This window comes from Martinezella rhizogenes (assembly GCF_007002745.1).
Taxonomy (GTDB): domain Bacteria; phylum Pseudomonadota; class Alphaproteobacteria; order Rhizobiales; family Rhizobiaceae; genus Agrobacterium; species Agrobacterium cucumeris.
Genome location: NZ_SGNY01000001.1, coordinates 108,788 through 121,339, shown reverse-complemented (window position 1 = coordinate 121,339; position 12,552 = coordinate 108,788). Strand labels below are relative to the sequence as shown.

Below are 12,552 nucleotides of genomic sequence, written 5' to 3'. Positions count from 1 at the left end.
ATTTCTGGCGAAAGATGGTGACCGTCATAGCAAAGTCGAACAGTCGAACAAAGGGCCTCCTTTCGTCGATCGCGGAAGTTTCCGCCGTCGTGTCCATGCTCGTGGTGCTGAGCGGTTGTGTCAGCCTCGATCTGTTCGGCGGCGACAAGGTCGACCGCTCGCTCTCCACGGCCTCCGTTCCCAACCAGCAAAATAATGGCCAGCAGACCGATGATGCGACCATCCGCAACGCGGTAACATCGGCCGATCTTGCCAAACTTGCCGACCAGCCGCTGCCCTGGGCCAATGCCTCAACCGGCAGCGCCGGCGTCGTGACCGCCATTCACGAAGACAAATCCAGCGGTTTCGTCTGCCGCGATTTCAGGACGACGCGCCACTCCTTCGAAGGTGTGGCCGCTTATTCCGGACAGGCCTGCCTCTCGGAAACCGGCGAGTGGTTGATGACCCGCTTCGAGCAGAAATAATCTATTTACCTTGGCGCATGGAATAAGCCCGGCCACCCCGCGCCGCGCTTCCTGCGTAAAGGAGTGATTAGCAACTTATTGCAACAGTCGACGTTGATTAAACCGAGGGCGTGTACGTGAATGATCGCGGCATCCCTTTTCGGAGGGGTTAGTTTCAGGATTGCGCCATGAACGGCGGCAGACTGAGCCAACGTAACTGGTGTTTCGCATGCGCGATCCATATTCGATCCTCGGCGTGAAACGTGACGCCCGCCATGAGGAAATCAAGGCTGCCTGGCGCACGAAGGCGAAAACCGTCCATCCGGACGCCAATCGCGACGATCCCGATGCTTCGGCGCGATTCGCTGAAGTCGGGCAAGCTTATGACCTTTTAAAAGACCCCAAGAAGCGCGATCTTTACGATCAGGCCCGCCAGGCGGCCGAGAAGAAGAAGCGCGGCGAAACCATCATGCAGCAGCGGGAGGCCGCGCGCGAGGCTGCCGAACGCGCCAAGGCGGCTGAGAAGCTGATGGAGGAACTGGCCCGCGCCGATGCCCGCAACCGGGCGCAGACCGGCCAGAAAACCGACGGAAAACCTGAGACGGCCGAGGATATCGTCGAGCGTATTTTCGGGGCCGATGCACAAAACGACCCCAAGGTGCAACAGGCGGCGGAAGCGGCCAAGGCTGCAGCCAGCGGCACAAAAAGCGATATTCCGGGGACGGGTGAAACGGCACAACCGGCCGCTGCTGACGACAAATCCACGCCCGCCTCGCTTGCCGGCAATCTCTTCAGCGCCCTCGTGCGCCGGTTCCGCACGCCGCAGCCGGTTGCGGAAAAGGCACCTGATATTACGGCCGAAGCCACCATCTCGGTTACCGATCTTCTGGAGCGCAAATGGGTTACCATTGGGCTTGCCGAAGAGCGGGAAGCCCGCTTCCAGCTGGAACCCGGCATGACCGATGGCCATGTGGTGAGGTTAAAGGGACAGGGGCTGAAACTTCCCGGCATGGCGCGCGGCGATCTTGCCGTGACGTTGCTTGCCGCACGCGACGACGCCTTTTCCATTCGCGGATTCGATATTCACACGACTTTGCCGATCTCGCTTGGTGATGCGGTTCTGGGCTGCGAAACGAAAGTCCGCACTCCGCTTGGCGAAGAAAATCTCAGCATTCCGGCCTGGTCCGGCTCGGACCGCGTGCTGCGGCTTGCCGGCAAGGGCCTTGCCGATGGCAAGGGTGAATATGGCGATCTCGTCATCGAATTGCGCATTGTTCTGCTCGAAAAGCCGGATGAAAAGGTGACCGACCTCATGCGCCACATGCGCGAAGGCCTCTATTTGTGAAAGTTTTGCGAATAGCCGGGACAACGCACCCTTTGTTACGCTCCCTAACAGTTGATGATCTTTGGCAATCTTGAACCGGATTGCAGCCTATGCCATAGGCAGGATCAATCGAAAGTATCAGGGAGCATAAAATGGCTCAGGCATCCGGCCTCATGGCTGGCAAACGCGGCCTCATCATGGGCGTCGCCAATAATCGTTCAATCGCTTGGGGCATTGCAAAGGCCTGCGCGGATGCAGGTGCGGAACTCGCACTCACATGGCAGGGTGACGCGCTGAAGAAGCGTGTCGAGCCGCTCGCACAGGAACTTGGCGCCTTCATGGCTGGCCACTGTGACGTGACGGACCTCGGGACGATCGATGATGTTTTTGCGTCGCTGGAAAAGCACTGGGGCAAGATCGACTTCGTCGTGCACGCCATTGCGTTTTCCGACAAGGACGAGCTGACGGGTCGTTACCTCGACACAAGCCGCGACAATTTCAACCGCACCATGGATATTTCCGTGTTTTCGCTGGCCGCTGTCGCCAAGCGTGCGGAGCCTATCATGAATGATGGCGGCTCGATCATTACGCTCACCTATTACGGTGCCGAGAAGGTCATGCCGAACTACAACGTCATGGGTGTGGCCAAGGCCGCACTTGAGGCCAGCGTGCGTTATCTCGCCGTCGATCTCGGCAATCGCGGCATCCGCGTCAACGCCGTTTCCGCCGGCCCGATCAAGACGCTTGCCGCTTCCGGCATCGGCGACTTCCGTTATATTCTCAAGTGGAACGAATATAATGCGCCGCTGAAGCGCACCGTTTCCATCGAGGAAGTCGGCAAATCGGCGCTTTACCTGCTGTCCGATCTTTCGACCGCGGTGACCGGTGAAATCCACCATGTCGATTCCGGTTATCACACCATCGGTATGAAGGCGGTGGATGCGCCTGACATTTCGGTGGTGAAGGACTAACCATCAGGAATGCTTGAAACAGGGGTATCGCCTTGCTCGTCTATGTGATCCGGCACGGACAAACGGACTGGAATGCGATACGCCGGCTTCAGGGCCAGAAAGACATTCCGCTCAACGATTTCGGCCGCCAGCAGGCGGTCGGCAATGGCAGGCTGCTCGCCCATTTGCTCGGCGAGCGGGCCACGGATTTCGACTATGTGGCAAGCCCGCTTGGGCGCACGCGCGAAACCATGGAACTGATGCGCGGCGCGATGGGTCTCGACCCCCTTGCCTACCGCACCGACGACCGCCTGATCGAAGTTTCCTTCGGCGACTGGGAGGGGCAGACCCTGCCGGAACTCAAAAAAGAGTTTCCCGACCGGGTGAAGGCGCGCAAGGCCAACAAGTGGGATTTCATTCCCCCCGGCCAGGATGCCGAAAGCTACGAAATCCTCTCCTGGCGCATCGGCGCATGGCTCTCCTCCGTGGACAGGCCGACAGTCTGCGTCTGCCACGGCGGCGTCATCCGCTCGATCTTCCGGCTGGTGTCAGGCATGGACAAGGATGAGGCGTCACGCACGCAAATCCCGCAGGACCGGATTTTGAAGGTCGAGATCGACGGGAACAGTGCGGAGTGGGTGTCGTGAGGGATCACCGGGAATAGCCCTCGGCGGCGTCTTTGAGACGCTTGTATATTCGCAGGACGGTGCCGCATATTTCTTCTCCCCGCCGGGGAGAAGATGGCCCGAAGGGTCAGATGAGGGGGTGACGTTGCCGGATTTCGGAGAGCTTGCCCCCTCATCCCGCTGCCGCGGACTTCTCCCCGGCGGGGAGAAGAAACAAGGTGCAAACGCTCATTTCACAATGGCGGTTTTAGGATGATGATGCGTAAACCCGAGCCGCCTTACTCAACGACCTGAAGATCGTCGACCACGCGTTTCCCATCCACTTCCGTGTAGAAAACCACGACCTTCACGCCCGCCTTCAAACCTTCGAAGTTGAACTCTTCCGGCACGCGGTAGGTCTTGCCGTCGTTGAGCGTAATGCTCAGCCCGTTCGCATCGATCTTGCTGATCGTGCCTTCCACGTCAACGCTCTGGGCGAAGCTGTTGATCGGCATCAGCAGGTTGGCGGTGGCCAGAAGGGCGGCAATCATCATACGCATCGATCTAGCTTTCGTGGATTTGCGTGAAAACCTTACATGCATGAAGAATTGCCTTTCGAATGTGGCGGAAATTGCCCGCAACCATGACATTTTCGGCCCAATTGATGAACGGATTTGGGATCGTGTTCAAGCCGTTAGTGATTTTTACACCGCATTTCGCGGCAATATTGGAAAACTGCGGATAAACGTGGAAAACGGCGGCGCATTTACATTTCCGTCATCTCGAAAAACCGCGCTCGCCGGCCCGAATCGCCGTCCACTCCCATCCCGGCGCCTGTTGCCGGGATGGGGAAGACGCGTGTCGATGTCGTGTTCGGCACTTATCCTGCCGCAGCGAAAGAAAGGCTTTTGCCTTGTCGGGATTTACACTAAGACAAATCCGCTTGTTTTAAACGGCGCTACCCGCAGGCGCCCTGTTTTCCGGTTTTGAGAACTATGTCGCATAACAGCTTCGGTCATCTTTTTCGCGTTACCACCTGGGGAGAAAGCCATGGGCCGGCACTTGGCTGCGTGGTGGATGGCTGCCCGCCCGGCCTGCGCTTTACCCTTGCCGAGGTGCAGCACTGGATGGACAAGCGCAAACCCGGCCAGAGCCGTTTCGTCACCCAGCGGCGCGAGGACGACATCGTCAAGGTTCTCTCCGGCGTGATGCTGGATGAGGACGGCGAGACGATGATAACGACGGGCACGCCGATTTCCATGCTGATCGAAAACACCGACCAGCGTTCGAAGGATTATGGCGAGATCGCCAAACGGTTCCGCCCGGGCCATGCGGATTTCACCTATGACCTGAAATACGGCATTCGCGACTATCGCGGCGGCGGGCGTTCTTCCGCGCGCGAGACGGCGGCGCGTGTCGCCGCCGGTGCGATCGCCCGCAAGGTGGTGCCAAGCCTCAATGTGCGCGGCGCGCTGGTGCAGATCGGCAAACACAAGATCAACCGCGATAACTGGGATTGGGATCAGGTCGACCAGAACCCGTTCTTCTGCCCTGACGCCGCGATGGTGCCGGTCTGGGAAGAGTATCTGGACAGCATTCGCAAGGCAGGCTCCTCGATTGGCGCGGTCGTCGAAGTGGTGGCGGAAGGCGTTCCGGCCGGCATCGGCGCCCCCATTTATGCCAAGCTCGATCAGGATATCACCTCCAGCCTGATGTCGATCAACGCCGTCAAGGGCGTGGAGATCGGCGAAGGTTTCGCCTCGGCCGAGCTTTCCGGTGAAGAAAATGCCGACCAGATGCGCATGGGCAATGACGGCAAGCCGATTTTCCTGTCCAACCATGCCGGCGGCATTCTGGGCGGTATTGCGACCGGTGAGCCTGTCATCGCCCGCTTCGCCATCAAGCCCACCTCCTCCATTCTGACGGAGCGCCTGTCGATCGATACCGACGGCAACAATGTCGATGTGCGCACCAAGGGCCGCCACGACCCCTGCGTCGGCATTCGCGCCGTGCCGATTGGTGAGGCGATGGTGGCCTGCACCGTTGCCGACCATTATCTGAGGGACCGCGGCCAGACCGGCCGGCTTTAGCGGACCGAAAAGTGTGAAGCGGTTTTCGGACAATCCGCTAAAGAAACAAAAAGAGCAACGAACCGTTGCTCTGAAGTGAGGGGATATCGCCATGGCCTATGACCAGAAACGCGTTGTCGACGCCATCCGCGCTTTCGAAGCCGGTGAAATCGTCGTTGTGACCGACGATGACGACCGCGAGAACGAAGGCGATCTGATCATTTCAGCGGTTCACTGCACACCGGAAAAAATGGCGCTGATCGTGCGCCACACGTCAGGCATCGTCTGCGCGCCCATGCCACGCGAGGAGGCCAAGCGGCTGAACCTCAACGCCATGGTGGCGGAAAATGACAGCGCCCATACGACGGCCTTCACCGTCAGCGTCGATTTCAAGCACGGCACAACGACGGGTATTTCCGCCGATGACCGCACCCTCACGGTGCGCAATCTCGCCAATCCCAATGTCGGCGCATCCGATTTCACCCGACCGGGCCATATATTCCCGCTGATTTCCCGTGAGGGCGGCGTCTTGATGCGCTCCGGCCATACCGAAGCAGCGGTCGATCTCTGCCGTCTGGCCGGTCTGCCGCCTATCGGCGTCATCAGCGAGCTGGTGAATGATGATGGCAGCGTGATGCGCGGCCCGCAGGTTCTGGATTTTGCCGACAAACACGGCATGAAACACGTTTCGGTCGCCGATCTCATCGCCTATCGCCAGCGCAAGGAAACGCTGGTGGAAATGGAATCCTCCTTCACCATCGAGACGCCCTTCGGGCCGGCCAAGGCGCAGACCTATTCCCTGCCCTGGGATCCGATGCAGCACATGGCGGTGATTTTCGGCGATATCCGCGATGGCATTGACATTCCCGTTCGCCTGCACCCCGAAAACGTCGCCGACGACGTGTTCGGGGACCGCCAGCCGGTGCGGCATTATATGCAGAAGATCGCCGAGGAAGGACGCGGTGTCATCGTCTATCTGCGCGAAGGCTCCGTCGGTGTCGGCCAGGTGGCCGGACGCCGCAAGGCGCGTGACCCGGACGAAGCGCATGCCCAGGCCCGTTCGCGCGAAAACGAATGGCTGGAAATCGGTCTCGGCGCGCAGATTCTCAAGGATCTCGGCATCAGCTCCATCAAGCTGCTGACCACCCGCGAACGTCATTATGTCGGGCTTGAAGGCTTCGGCATCCAGATTTCGGCGACGGATATCTGCTGATTTTGGGGTTTGCCTTTGGTTTTCCAGGGCAATTGTGAAGCGAGTGGGTGCCCCTTGTTTCTTCTCCCCGAGGGGGAGAAGTCCGCGGCAGCGGGATGAGGGGGCGCCCTTGCCGGATTTCGGAGAGAGTGCCCCCTCATCCGACCCTTCGGGCCACCTTCTCCCCGGCGGGGAGAAGAAATGGGTGGCGACGCCGTGCTTCATCAGGGGCGATATTCGCATGCGGGGCGATGCCGTCTCAAAAATATCCTTGAGCGATCGACCTCAGTTCTCCTCCCGCCAGCCCTCCAGATAATTCACGCTCTCCACCCCCGTAAATTTCGCGAGCCGCGCCAGCTCCGCGTCGAGCTTCTCCAGCCGGCCCGCCGAGGCACGCACGCCCGGTTCCAGCCACAGGCGCCGAACATCCAGCGTACCGCGCTTGCGATCCGCCTTCATGTCGATGCGACCGATCACGCGGTCGCCCTCCAGAAGCGGGAAGACATAATAGCCATATTGCCGTTTCGGCTCCGGCACGAAGACCTCGATGCGGTAATAAAAACCGAACAGCCGCTCCGTGCGGTTGCGGTCACGCAACAGCGGATCGAAAGGGCTGAGGACGCGGACGCGGGATGAGGGTTCCGGCACGTCGGTCAGGTCGGCGGTGAAATCGGCAAAGGCATAGGACGGGCGGGCAGTGTCCCCGTCACTTGCAAGAAGTGAGACCTCGCAGAGTTCATCGCGATGACTTTTGACCCAGTCCCTCGCCTCCTGCGGGGTAACGAGATCGAAAAAGGCGGCGATTTCACCATGGGTGGCGAAACCCAGCCGTTTCAGCGCCTGCCGGCAGGCCCAGTCGACGAATTCCGCATGCTCCACCTCGGTTTCGTGATGCTCGCCGGGAATGACCCGTTCGGCGAGGTCATAGACCTTCTGGAAGTTCACCCGGCCGGCAATCGCCAGCTTGCCGGTGTGCCAGAGATATTCAAGCGCGGTCTTGGACGGATGCCAGTTCCACCAGCCGCCGGACTGGTGCCCCTCTTCCTTCAGTTCCCGCGCCAAAACCGGGCCGGTTGCCGCGATGCGCTCCAGCGTTTCGCCGAAAGCGGCGTCGAAACCCTCGCCGTGCCATTTGCGCCAGCGCTCCTGAATGATCGGCTCGCGGCGGCGGAAGCGGTGCTTCCAATAGGGATAAAATTCCGTCGGCACGATGGAAGCGTCATGTGTCCAGTGCTCGAACAAAGCCCGGTCCTTTTCCAAAAGCGTGGTCAGATGATCACGCCTGTAGGTCTGGTTGCGGGAGAAGATAATCTGGTGGTGGGCGCGCTCCACCGTGCCGATGCTGTCCACCTGCACAAAACCGATATCGGTTATCAGCTGCAGCAGGTCGCTCTTGGAAAGCGCCTTGCCGGGCGGCGAGGAAAGCCCCTGCCGCGCCAGAAAAATTCGTCTTGCCGCTTCGTTTGAAACCTTGATCACCATGGAGCAGAAGGTATGACGGCTTTTTCAGGATTGCAATGTTCTTTTTTTGTTCCTTGTTTCACTTCTGTTGATGACGGGGTATAGAACCGGAAAACGAGCGCGAGGATGTAAGCTTGGAAATCCGTTTCGACGCCGCCGGTGTCGCTTTCGAGGGCCGGCAGGCCCTGCAGCCCCTGTCTCTGACATTGACGGAACGGCGTATCGGCGTGATCGGCCTCAATGGTTCCGGCAAGACCACCTTTGCCCGGCTGATCAACGGGCTGAACAAGCCGAGCGAGGGCAAGGTTGCGGTGAACGGTCTCGACACCGTGACGGACGCCAAGGCGGTCTTGCAGACGGTCGGTTTCATCTTCCAGAATCCGCAGAACCAGATCATCCTGCCGATCGTGCGCGACGATGTCGCCTTCGGGCTGAAACGGCTCGGTCTCGGCAAGGCGGAAACCGAAACCCGGGTGAAGGCCGTTCTTGCCCGGCTCGGCATTTCCCATCTTGAGGAGAGACGCGCGCATGAGCTTTCCGGCGGGGAGCTGCAGCTTGCGGCGCTGGCCGCGCTTCTGGTTACCGAACCGCACATCCTTATTCTCGACGAGCCGACCAACCAGCTTGATCTCAAAAACCGGGCTGTCGTGGAAAAGACCATGGCGACGCTGTCGCAGTCGCTCATCGTCATCACCCATGATCTGCCGCTGCTTGAAGGCTTCGACCGTGTGCTGGTTTTTCACGGCGGCGCGTTGATTGCGGACGCCGCGCCTGACGAGGCAGTGGCGCAATATCTCGCGGCGGTGGCGCGATGAAATCGCTGCACGTTGAAGGCACGGGCTGGCTCTACCGCGTCTCGCCGCGCCTCAAGCTCCTGACGCTGATGGGCTTCAGCATCGCACTGTTCCTTACCCGCGATCTGTTGTTGCTGGGATTCGCCGTGGTTCTCGCCGCCGCTATCCTGCGCGAGACGCGGCTGTCCTTCCGGGAGATCGGCCTGCGGCTGCGGCCGGTGATGCTGACCATTTTCCTCGTCGCGGCCTTCAGCTATCTTTTGCTCCCGGCCCATGATGCGACAGTCAATCTTTTGCGGCTGACGGCGCTGGCGCTGCTTGCGACCGCCGTCACCATCACCGTCAGCATCTCGCAGTTCATGGATGAGATCACGCTTGCCGCCGCCCCTCTCGAAAGGCTGGGGCTGGTCAAGGCTGCCGATATCGGGCTTGCGGTCGGGCTCGTCGTGCGGTTCGTGCCCGAGATCGTCAACCGGTATCATGCGGTGCGTGACGCACACCGGGCTCGCGGCCTGCCCGTGCGCATGGCGACCATCATCGTGCCACTCGTCATTATGACGTTGAAGGATGCCGATGCCATTGCCGACGCCATTGACGCGCGAGGTTTCAGAGGCCAAAGCTTGGCGCCAGATAACCATCCGGAGTTTTGAGCGCCATGACGACCCGCGACCTTGTGCTGATTTCGCTGTTTTCCGCCATCATCATCGCACTTGGGCTTCTGCCGCCGATCACGCTCGGTTTCGTTCCCGTGCCGATCACCGCGCAGTCGCTCGGCGTCATGCTGGCGGGCGTCGTGCTGGGTGCGAAGCGCGGCACGCTCGCGGTTCTGCTGACGATCCTGATTGCCGCCATCGGCCTGCCGGTCCTGTCGGGCGGACGCGGTGGTCTTTCCATCTTCACCACGCCGACGACGGGCTTCCTGATCGGCTGGATCGCAGCTGTCTTCGTCACCGGCACGCTCTCGGAAAAACTCGTCAATCGCAGCCAGTCCGCTCTGACGCAGGGCATTGGCTTCTTCGTCGCCAGCCTCATCGGCGGCGTGGTCGTGCTTTATGCCTTCGGCATCACCTATCTGGCGCTGGTCGTCGGGCTTGGTTTCGAGAAGGCCTTCATGGGTTCGCTCGCCTTCATTCCCGGCGATGCGCTGAAGGCCGTTCTTGCCGCACTGGCCGGCCGTGCCGTGATGGCCGGTTATCCGCTTCTGCCGCAGCGCGCCTGAACAGACTTTCTTCGGGAGGAAAAGCATGGCGACGCGTTTATACGAACACCCGATCTTCCTGGAGCATATCACGCCTCCCGGCCACCCCGAGCGGCCGGACCGCCTGCGGTCGCTGAACATCGCACTCGAACATCCGAATTTCGAGCGGCTGGAACGGAAGGAAGCGCCTCAGGCCAATGAGGATGCAGTGCTGCTGGCGCATCCGGAAGAGCATCTGCTTGCCGTCATGCGGCAGATCCCGCAAGAGGATGGCGAGATCAACCGCATTGAGGCGGATACCTATGCCTCGCCGAAAAGCCTGCAGGCGGCGCTGACCGGCATCGGTGCGGCAATGGCTGCGGTGGATGACGTGTTTACCGGTGCTGCCGACAATGTCTTCGTCGCCGCCCGTCCGCCCGGCCACCATGCGGAAACCGCCAAGGCCATGGGCTTCTGTCTTTTCAACAATGTGGCGATTGCCGCCCGCCATGCCCAGAAAAAACATGGCGCAGAGCGCATCGCCATCATCGACTGGGACGTGCATCACGGCAACGGCACGCAGGATATCTTCTGGAACGACACTTCCGTGCTGTTCTGTTCCACCCACCAGATGCCGCTTTACCCGTGGAGCGGCGATAAAAACGAAACCGGCGCGAAGAACAATATCGTCAACGCACCGCTTTCGCCCAACACCGGCAGCGACCATTTTCGCGAGGCGTTCAAATCCCGCGTGCTGCCGGCGATTGCCGATTTTTCGCCTGATCTCATCCTCATCTCCGCCGGTTTCGACGCGCATCACCGCGATCCGCTGGCGCAGATCAATCTGATGGGAGAGGATTTCGACTGGGCTACGGGCCGGCTTCTGGAAATGGCCGACAAATACGCATCGAACCGGGTCGTCAGCCTGCTTGAAGGTGGTTATGATCTGGAAGGGCTGGCGGAATCGGCAGCCATGCATATTTTGAGAATGATGAAGGGTTGAACATGACGGAAAATGCCAACACAGCCGATGTCAGCGGTTATTCCTTCGAAAAGGCCGTCGCCGAGCTGGAAAGCATTGTCGCACGCCTGGAACGCGGAGACGTGGCGCTGGACGAATCAATCGCCATCTATGAGCGCGGCGAAGCCCTGAAGAAACACTGCGAGACGCTGTTGAACGCTGCCGAAAAACGAATCGAAAAAATCCGTCTCGATCGTGCGGGCAAGCCGCAGGGTGTGGAACCGCTCGATGGGGAATGACTGCGTTTAGCGGGAGCGTTTGGACGTGATTCGATAAGGTAGCCACCTCCCGATTCAAACACTCGACGTCATCCTCGGGCTGGTCCCGAGGATCGGCAATGCATTGATTTTCTTGACGTGTTTAGATCCTCGGGACAAGCCCGAGGATGACGGAGGAGAGGTTTGAAAACTTTCCCCGGCCGTAAGGTGTTCTCACAATGTCGTGTTAACTAGGATCGTTGACGCTGCGTTCGATATCGCGATGCTCCCCTCTCGCTCGGTTGTGCTAAACTCCCGCCAGACGATACGAGGAGCTTGCGATGTCCTTCTTTCCCGGCAACGATCCCGTCGCGGGTGATGCTTTTGCCTGCGATGCCATCGAGAACCTGATCATTCCCCGCACCAGCGATATTGGCGGCTTTGCCGTGCGCCGCGCCCTGCCGACCCGGCAGCGGCGGCTTGTGGGGCCGTTCATCTTTTTCGATCGCATGGGCCCGGCGATCCTGAAGGCGGGTGAGGCGCTCGACGTCAAGCCGCATCCGCATATCGGGCTTTCCACCGTTACCTATCTGTTCGACGGCGAAATCAAGCACCGGGACAGTCTCGGCACCGAGCTTGTCATCCGCCCCGGCGACATCAACCTGATGACGGCCGGGCGCGGCATCGTGCATTCGGAACGCACGCCGGAAAATCTGCGTGGCCATCCGCTTTCCATGTCCGGCCTGCAGACCTGGCTTGCCCTGCCAGACCATATGGAAGAAATCGCCCCCGCCTTTGCCCACACGGCGAAGGAAGACATGCCGCTGATCGACCTCAAGGGCGCGACCGGCCGGGTGGTAATCGGCGAATTCGAAGGCCTCACCTCCCCGGTTTCGTCCTTTACAGATACGCTTTATGTCGACCTGTCGCTGGAGCCGGGGGTAAAATTCCCCTTCTCCGCCGATCATGAGGAGCGGGCGATCTATATTCTGTCCGGTTCGCTGGATGTTGCCGGTGATATCTTCGCCGCCGACCAGCTGCTCGTCTTCCGGCCCGGCGACGACATCACGCTGCAGGCCGGCAGCAATGGCTGTCACATCATGATCTTTGGCGGGGCGGCGCTGAATGAGCGCCGTTACATCTGGTGGAACTTCGTTTCGTCATCAAAAGAACGCATAGAGCAGGCCAAACAGGAGTGGAGAACCGGACGCTTCGACATCGTTCCCGGCGACGAAGAAGAGTTTGTCCCTTTGCCGGAAGGTTGAAATTCTATAGAAGTGTACGACATGCAGGGCTGCACCGTCGGCTTTCGACATGAA

15 protein-coding genes are annotated in these 12,552 nt (G+C 60.0%); 13 read left to right on the top strand and 2 right to left on the bottom strand.

Annotated features, from left to right (window positions below):
* Positions 1-14: 14 nt before the first annotated feature.
* The 4 genes from EXN68_RS00590 to EXN68_RS00575 all read left to right on the top strand — a co-directional run bounded on the left by EXN68_RS00590 (position 15) and on the right by EXN68_RS00575 (position 3,364).
* A complete protein-coding gene (locus tag EXN68_RS00590; RefSeq protein WP_142839910.1) occupies positions 15-464 on the top strand; it encodes an RT0821/Lpp0805 family surface protein in 450 nt (149 codons plus the stop codon).
* A gap of 208 nt (positions 465-672) precedes the next feature.
* Positions 673-1,788 carry a DnaJ C-terminal domain-containing protein gene (locus tag EXN68_RS00585; protein ID WP_142839220.1) on the top strand — a complete coding sequence of 372 codons (1,116 nt, stop codon included), beginning with the start codon at positions 673-675 and terminating at the stop codon, positions 1,786-1,788.
* Positions 1,789-1,919: 131 nt separating this feature from the next.
* Positions 1,920-2,738, top strand: coding sequence for an enoyl-ACP reductase FabI (fabI, locus tag EXN68_RS00580; RefSeq protein WP_142839219.1), 819 nt, complete (start codon positions 1,920-1,922; stop codon positions 2,736-2,738).
* A 32-nt stretch (positions 2,739-2,770) separates the two neighbouring features.
* Positions 2,771-3,364 (top strand): histidine phosphatase family protein, encoded by a 594-nt coding sequence (locus EXN68_RS00575; protein WP_142839218.1) that lies wholly within the window; start codon positions 2,771-2,773, stop codon positions 3,362-3,364.
* Positions 3,365-3,621: 257 nt separating this feature from the next.
* Here EXN68_RS00575 and EXN68_RS00570 read toward each other — a convergent pair whose 3' ends face one another.
* On the bottom strand, positions 3,622-3,882 hold the full coding sequence (locus EXN68_RS00570; RefSeq protein ID WP_006309807.1) for a DUF1344 domain-containing protein: 261 nt from the start codon (positions 3,880-3,882) through the stop codon (positions 3,622-3,624).
* A 40-nt stretch (positions 3,883-3,922) separates the two neighbouring features.
* Here EXN68_RS00570 and EXN68_RS27535 point away from each other — a divergent pair, with 40 nt between their 5' ends.
* From EXN68_RS27535 to ribB, 3 genes are all read left to right on the top strand, one after another.
* Positions 3,923-4,312, top strand: a complete 390-nt coding sequence (locus EXN68_RS27535) for a hypothetical protein (protein WP_193559486.1) — start codon at positions 3,923-3,925, stop codon at positions 4,310-4,312.
* Positions 4,313-4,317: 5 nt separating this feature from the next.
* The gene (gene aroC / locus EXN68_RS00565) at positions 4,318-5,412 is read left to right on the top strand and encodes a chorismate synthase (protein ID WP_142839217.1); all 1,095 of its coding nucleotides are present in this window, start codon (positions 4,318-4,320) and stop codon (positions 5,410-5,412) included.
* Positions 5,413-5,503: 91 nt separating this feature from the next.
* Positions 5,504-6,604 (top strand): 3,4-dihydroxy-2-butanone-4-phosphate synthase, encoded by a 1,101-nt coding sequence (gene ribB, locus EXN68_RS00560; protein WP_065115034.1) that lies wholly within the window; start codon positions 5,504-5,506, stop codon positions 6,602-6,604.
* A gap of 264 nt (positions 6,605-6,868) precedes the next feature.
* On the opposite strand, the gene EXN68_RS00555 is transcribed toward ribB, so the two are convergent.
* Complete coding sequence (locus tag EXN68_RS00555; protein WP_142839216.1) at positions 6,869-8,065, bottom strand: winged helix-turn-helix domain-containing protein; 1,197 nt, start codon at positions 8,063-8,065, stop codon at positions 6,869-6,871.
* Between the two features lie 113 nt (positions 8,066-8,178).
* On the opposite strand from EXN68_RS00555, the gene EXN68_RS00550 reads away from it, so the two are divergent.
* The 6 genes from EXN68_RS00550 (at position 8,179) to EXN68_RS00525 (ending at position 12,498) form a co-directional block, all read left to right on the top strand.
* Positions 8,179-8,859 carry an energy-coupling factor ABC transporter ATP-binding protein gene (locus EXN68_RS00550; RefSeq protein WP_142839215.1) on the top strand — a complete coding sequence of 227 codons (681 nt, stop codon included), beginning with the start codon at positions 8,179-8,181 and terminating at the stop codon, positions 8,857-8,859.
* Positions 8,856-9,488 carry a CbiQ family ECF transporter T component gene (locus tag EXN68_RS00545; RefSeq protein ID WP_142839214.1) on the top strand — a complete coding sequence of 211 codons (633 nt, stop codon included), beginning with the start codon at positions 8,856-8,858 and terminating at the stop codon, positions 9,486-9,488. Before EXN68_RS00550 ends, EXN68_RS00545 begins: the two co-directional genes overlap by 4 nt.
* 5 nt (positions 9,489-9,493) lie before the next feature.
* A complete protein-coding gene (locus EXN68_RS00540) occupies positions 9,494-10,057 on the top strand; it encodes a biotin transporter BioY (protein ID WP_080818797.1) in 564 nt (187 codons plus the stop codon).
* Between the two features lie 25 nt (positions 10,058-10,082).
* The gene (locus tag EXN68_RS00535; RefSeq protein ID WP_142839213.1) at positions 10,083-11,018 is read left to right on the top strand and encodes a histone deacetylase family protein; all 936 of its coding nucleotides are present in this window, start codon (positions 10,083-10,085) and stop codon (positions 11,016-11,018) included.
* 2 nt (positions 11,019-11,020) lie between these two features.
* A complete protein-coding gene (locus EXN68_RS00530) occupies positions 11,021-11,275 on the top strand; it encodes an exodeoxyribonuclease VII small subunit (protein ID WP_003503059.1) in 255 nt (84 codons plus the stop codon).
* Between the two features lie 299 nt (positions 11,276-11,574).
* Positions 11,575-12,498 carry a pirin family protein gene (locus tag EXN68_RS00525; protein ID WP_065115028.1) on the top strand — a complete coding sequence of 308 codons (924 nt, stop codon included), beginning with the start codon at positions 11,575-11,577 and terminating at the stop codon, positions 12,496-12,498.
* Positions 12,499-12,552: the final 54 nt, after the last annotated feature.

Excerpts from the sequence above, each read along its gene's own strand:
- EXN68_RS00590 (WP_142839910.1), top strand. The coding sequence starts at position 15 with ATGGTGACCGTCATAGCAAAGTCGAACAGTCGAACAAAGGGCCTCCTT.
- EXN68_RS00585 (WP_142839220.1), top strand. The coding sequence starts at position 673 with ATGCGCGATCCATATTCGATCCTCGGCGTGAAACGTGACGCCCGCCAT.
- EXN68_RS00555 (WP_142839216.1), bottom strand. The coding sequence starts at position 8,065 with ATGGTGATCAAGGTTTCAAACGAAGCGGCAAGACGAATTTTTCTGGCG.
- aroC (WP_142839217.1), top strand. The coding sequence starts at position 4,318 with ATGTCGCATAACAGCTTCGGTCATCTTTTTCGCGTTACCACCTGGGGA.
- EXN68_RS00530 (WP_003503059.1), top strand. The coding sequence starts at position 11,021 with ATGACGGAAAATGCCAACACAGCCGATGTCAGCGGTTATTCCTTCGAA.
- EXN68_RS00535 (WP_142839213.1), top strand. The coding sequence starts at position 10,083 with ATGGCGACGCGTTTATACGAACACCCGATCTTCCTGGAGCATATCACG.
- EXN68_RS00525 (WP_065115028.1), top strand. The coding sequence starts at position 11,575 with ATGTCCTTCTTTCCCGGCAACGATCCCGTCGCGGGTGATGCTTTTGCC.
- fabI (WP_142839219.1), top strand. The coding sequence starts at position 1,920 with ATGGCTCAGGCATCCGGCCTCATGGCTGGCAAACGCGGCCTCATCATG.
- ribB (WP_065115034.1), top strand. The coding sequence starts at position 5,504 with ATGGCCTATGACCAGAAACGCGTTGTCGACGCCATCCGCGCTTTCGAA.
- EXN68_RS00540 (WP_080818797.1), top strand. The coding sequence starts at position 9,494 with ATGACGACCCGCGACCTTGTGCTGATTTCGCTGTTTTCCGCCATCATC.
- EXN68_RS00570 (WP_006309807.1), bottom strand. The coding sequence starts at position 3,882 with ATGCGTATGATGATTGCCGCCCTTCTGGCCACCGCCAACCTGCTGATG.
- EXN68_RS27535 (WP_193559486.1), top strand. The coding sequence starts at position 3,923 with ATGAAGAATTGCCTTTCGAATGTGGCGGAAATTGCCCGCAACCATGAC.
- EXN68_RS00545 (WP_142839214.1), top strand. The coding sequence starts at position 8,856 with ATGAAATCGCTGCACGTTGAAGGCACGGGCTGGCTCTACCGCGTCTCG.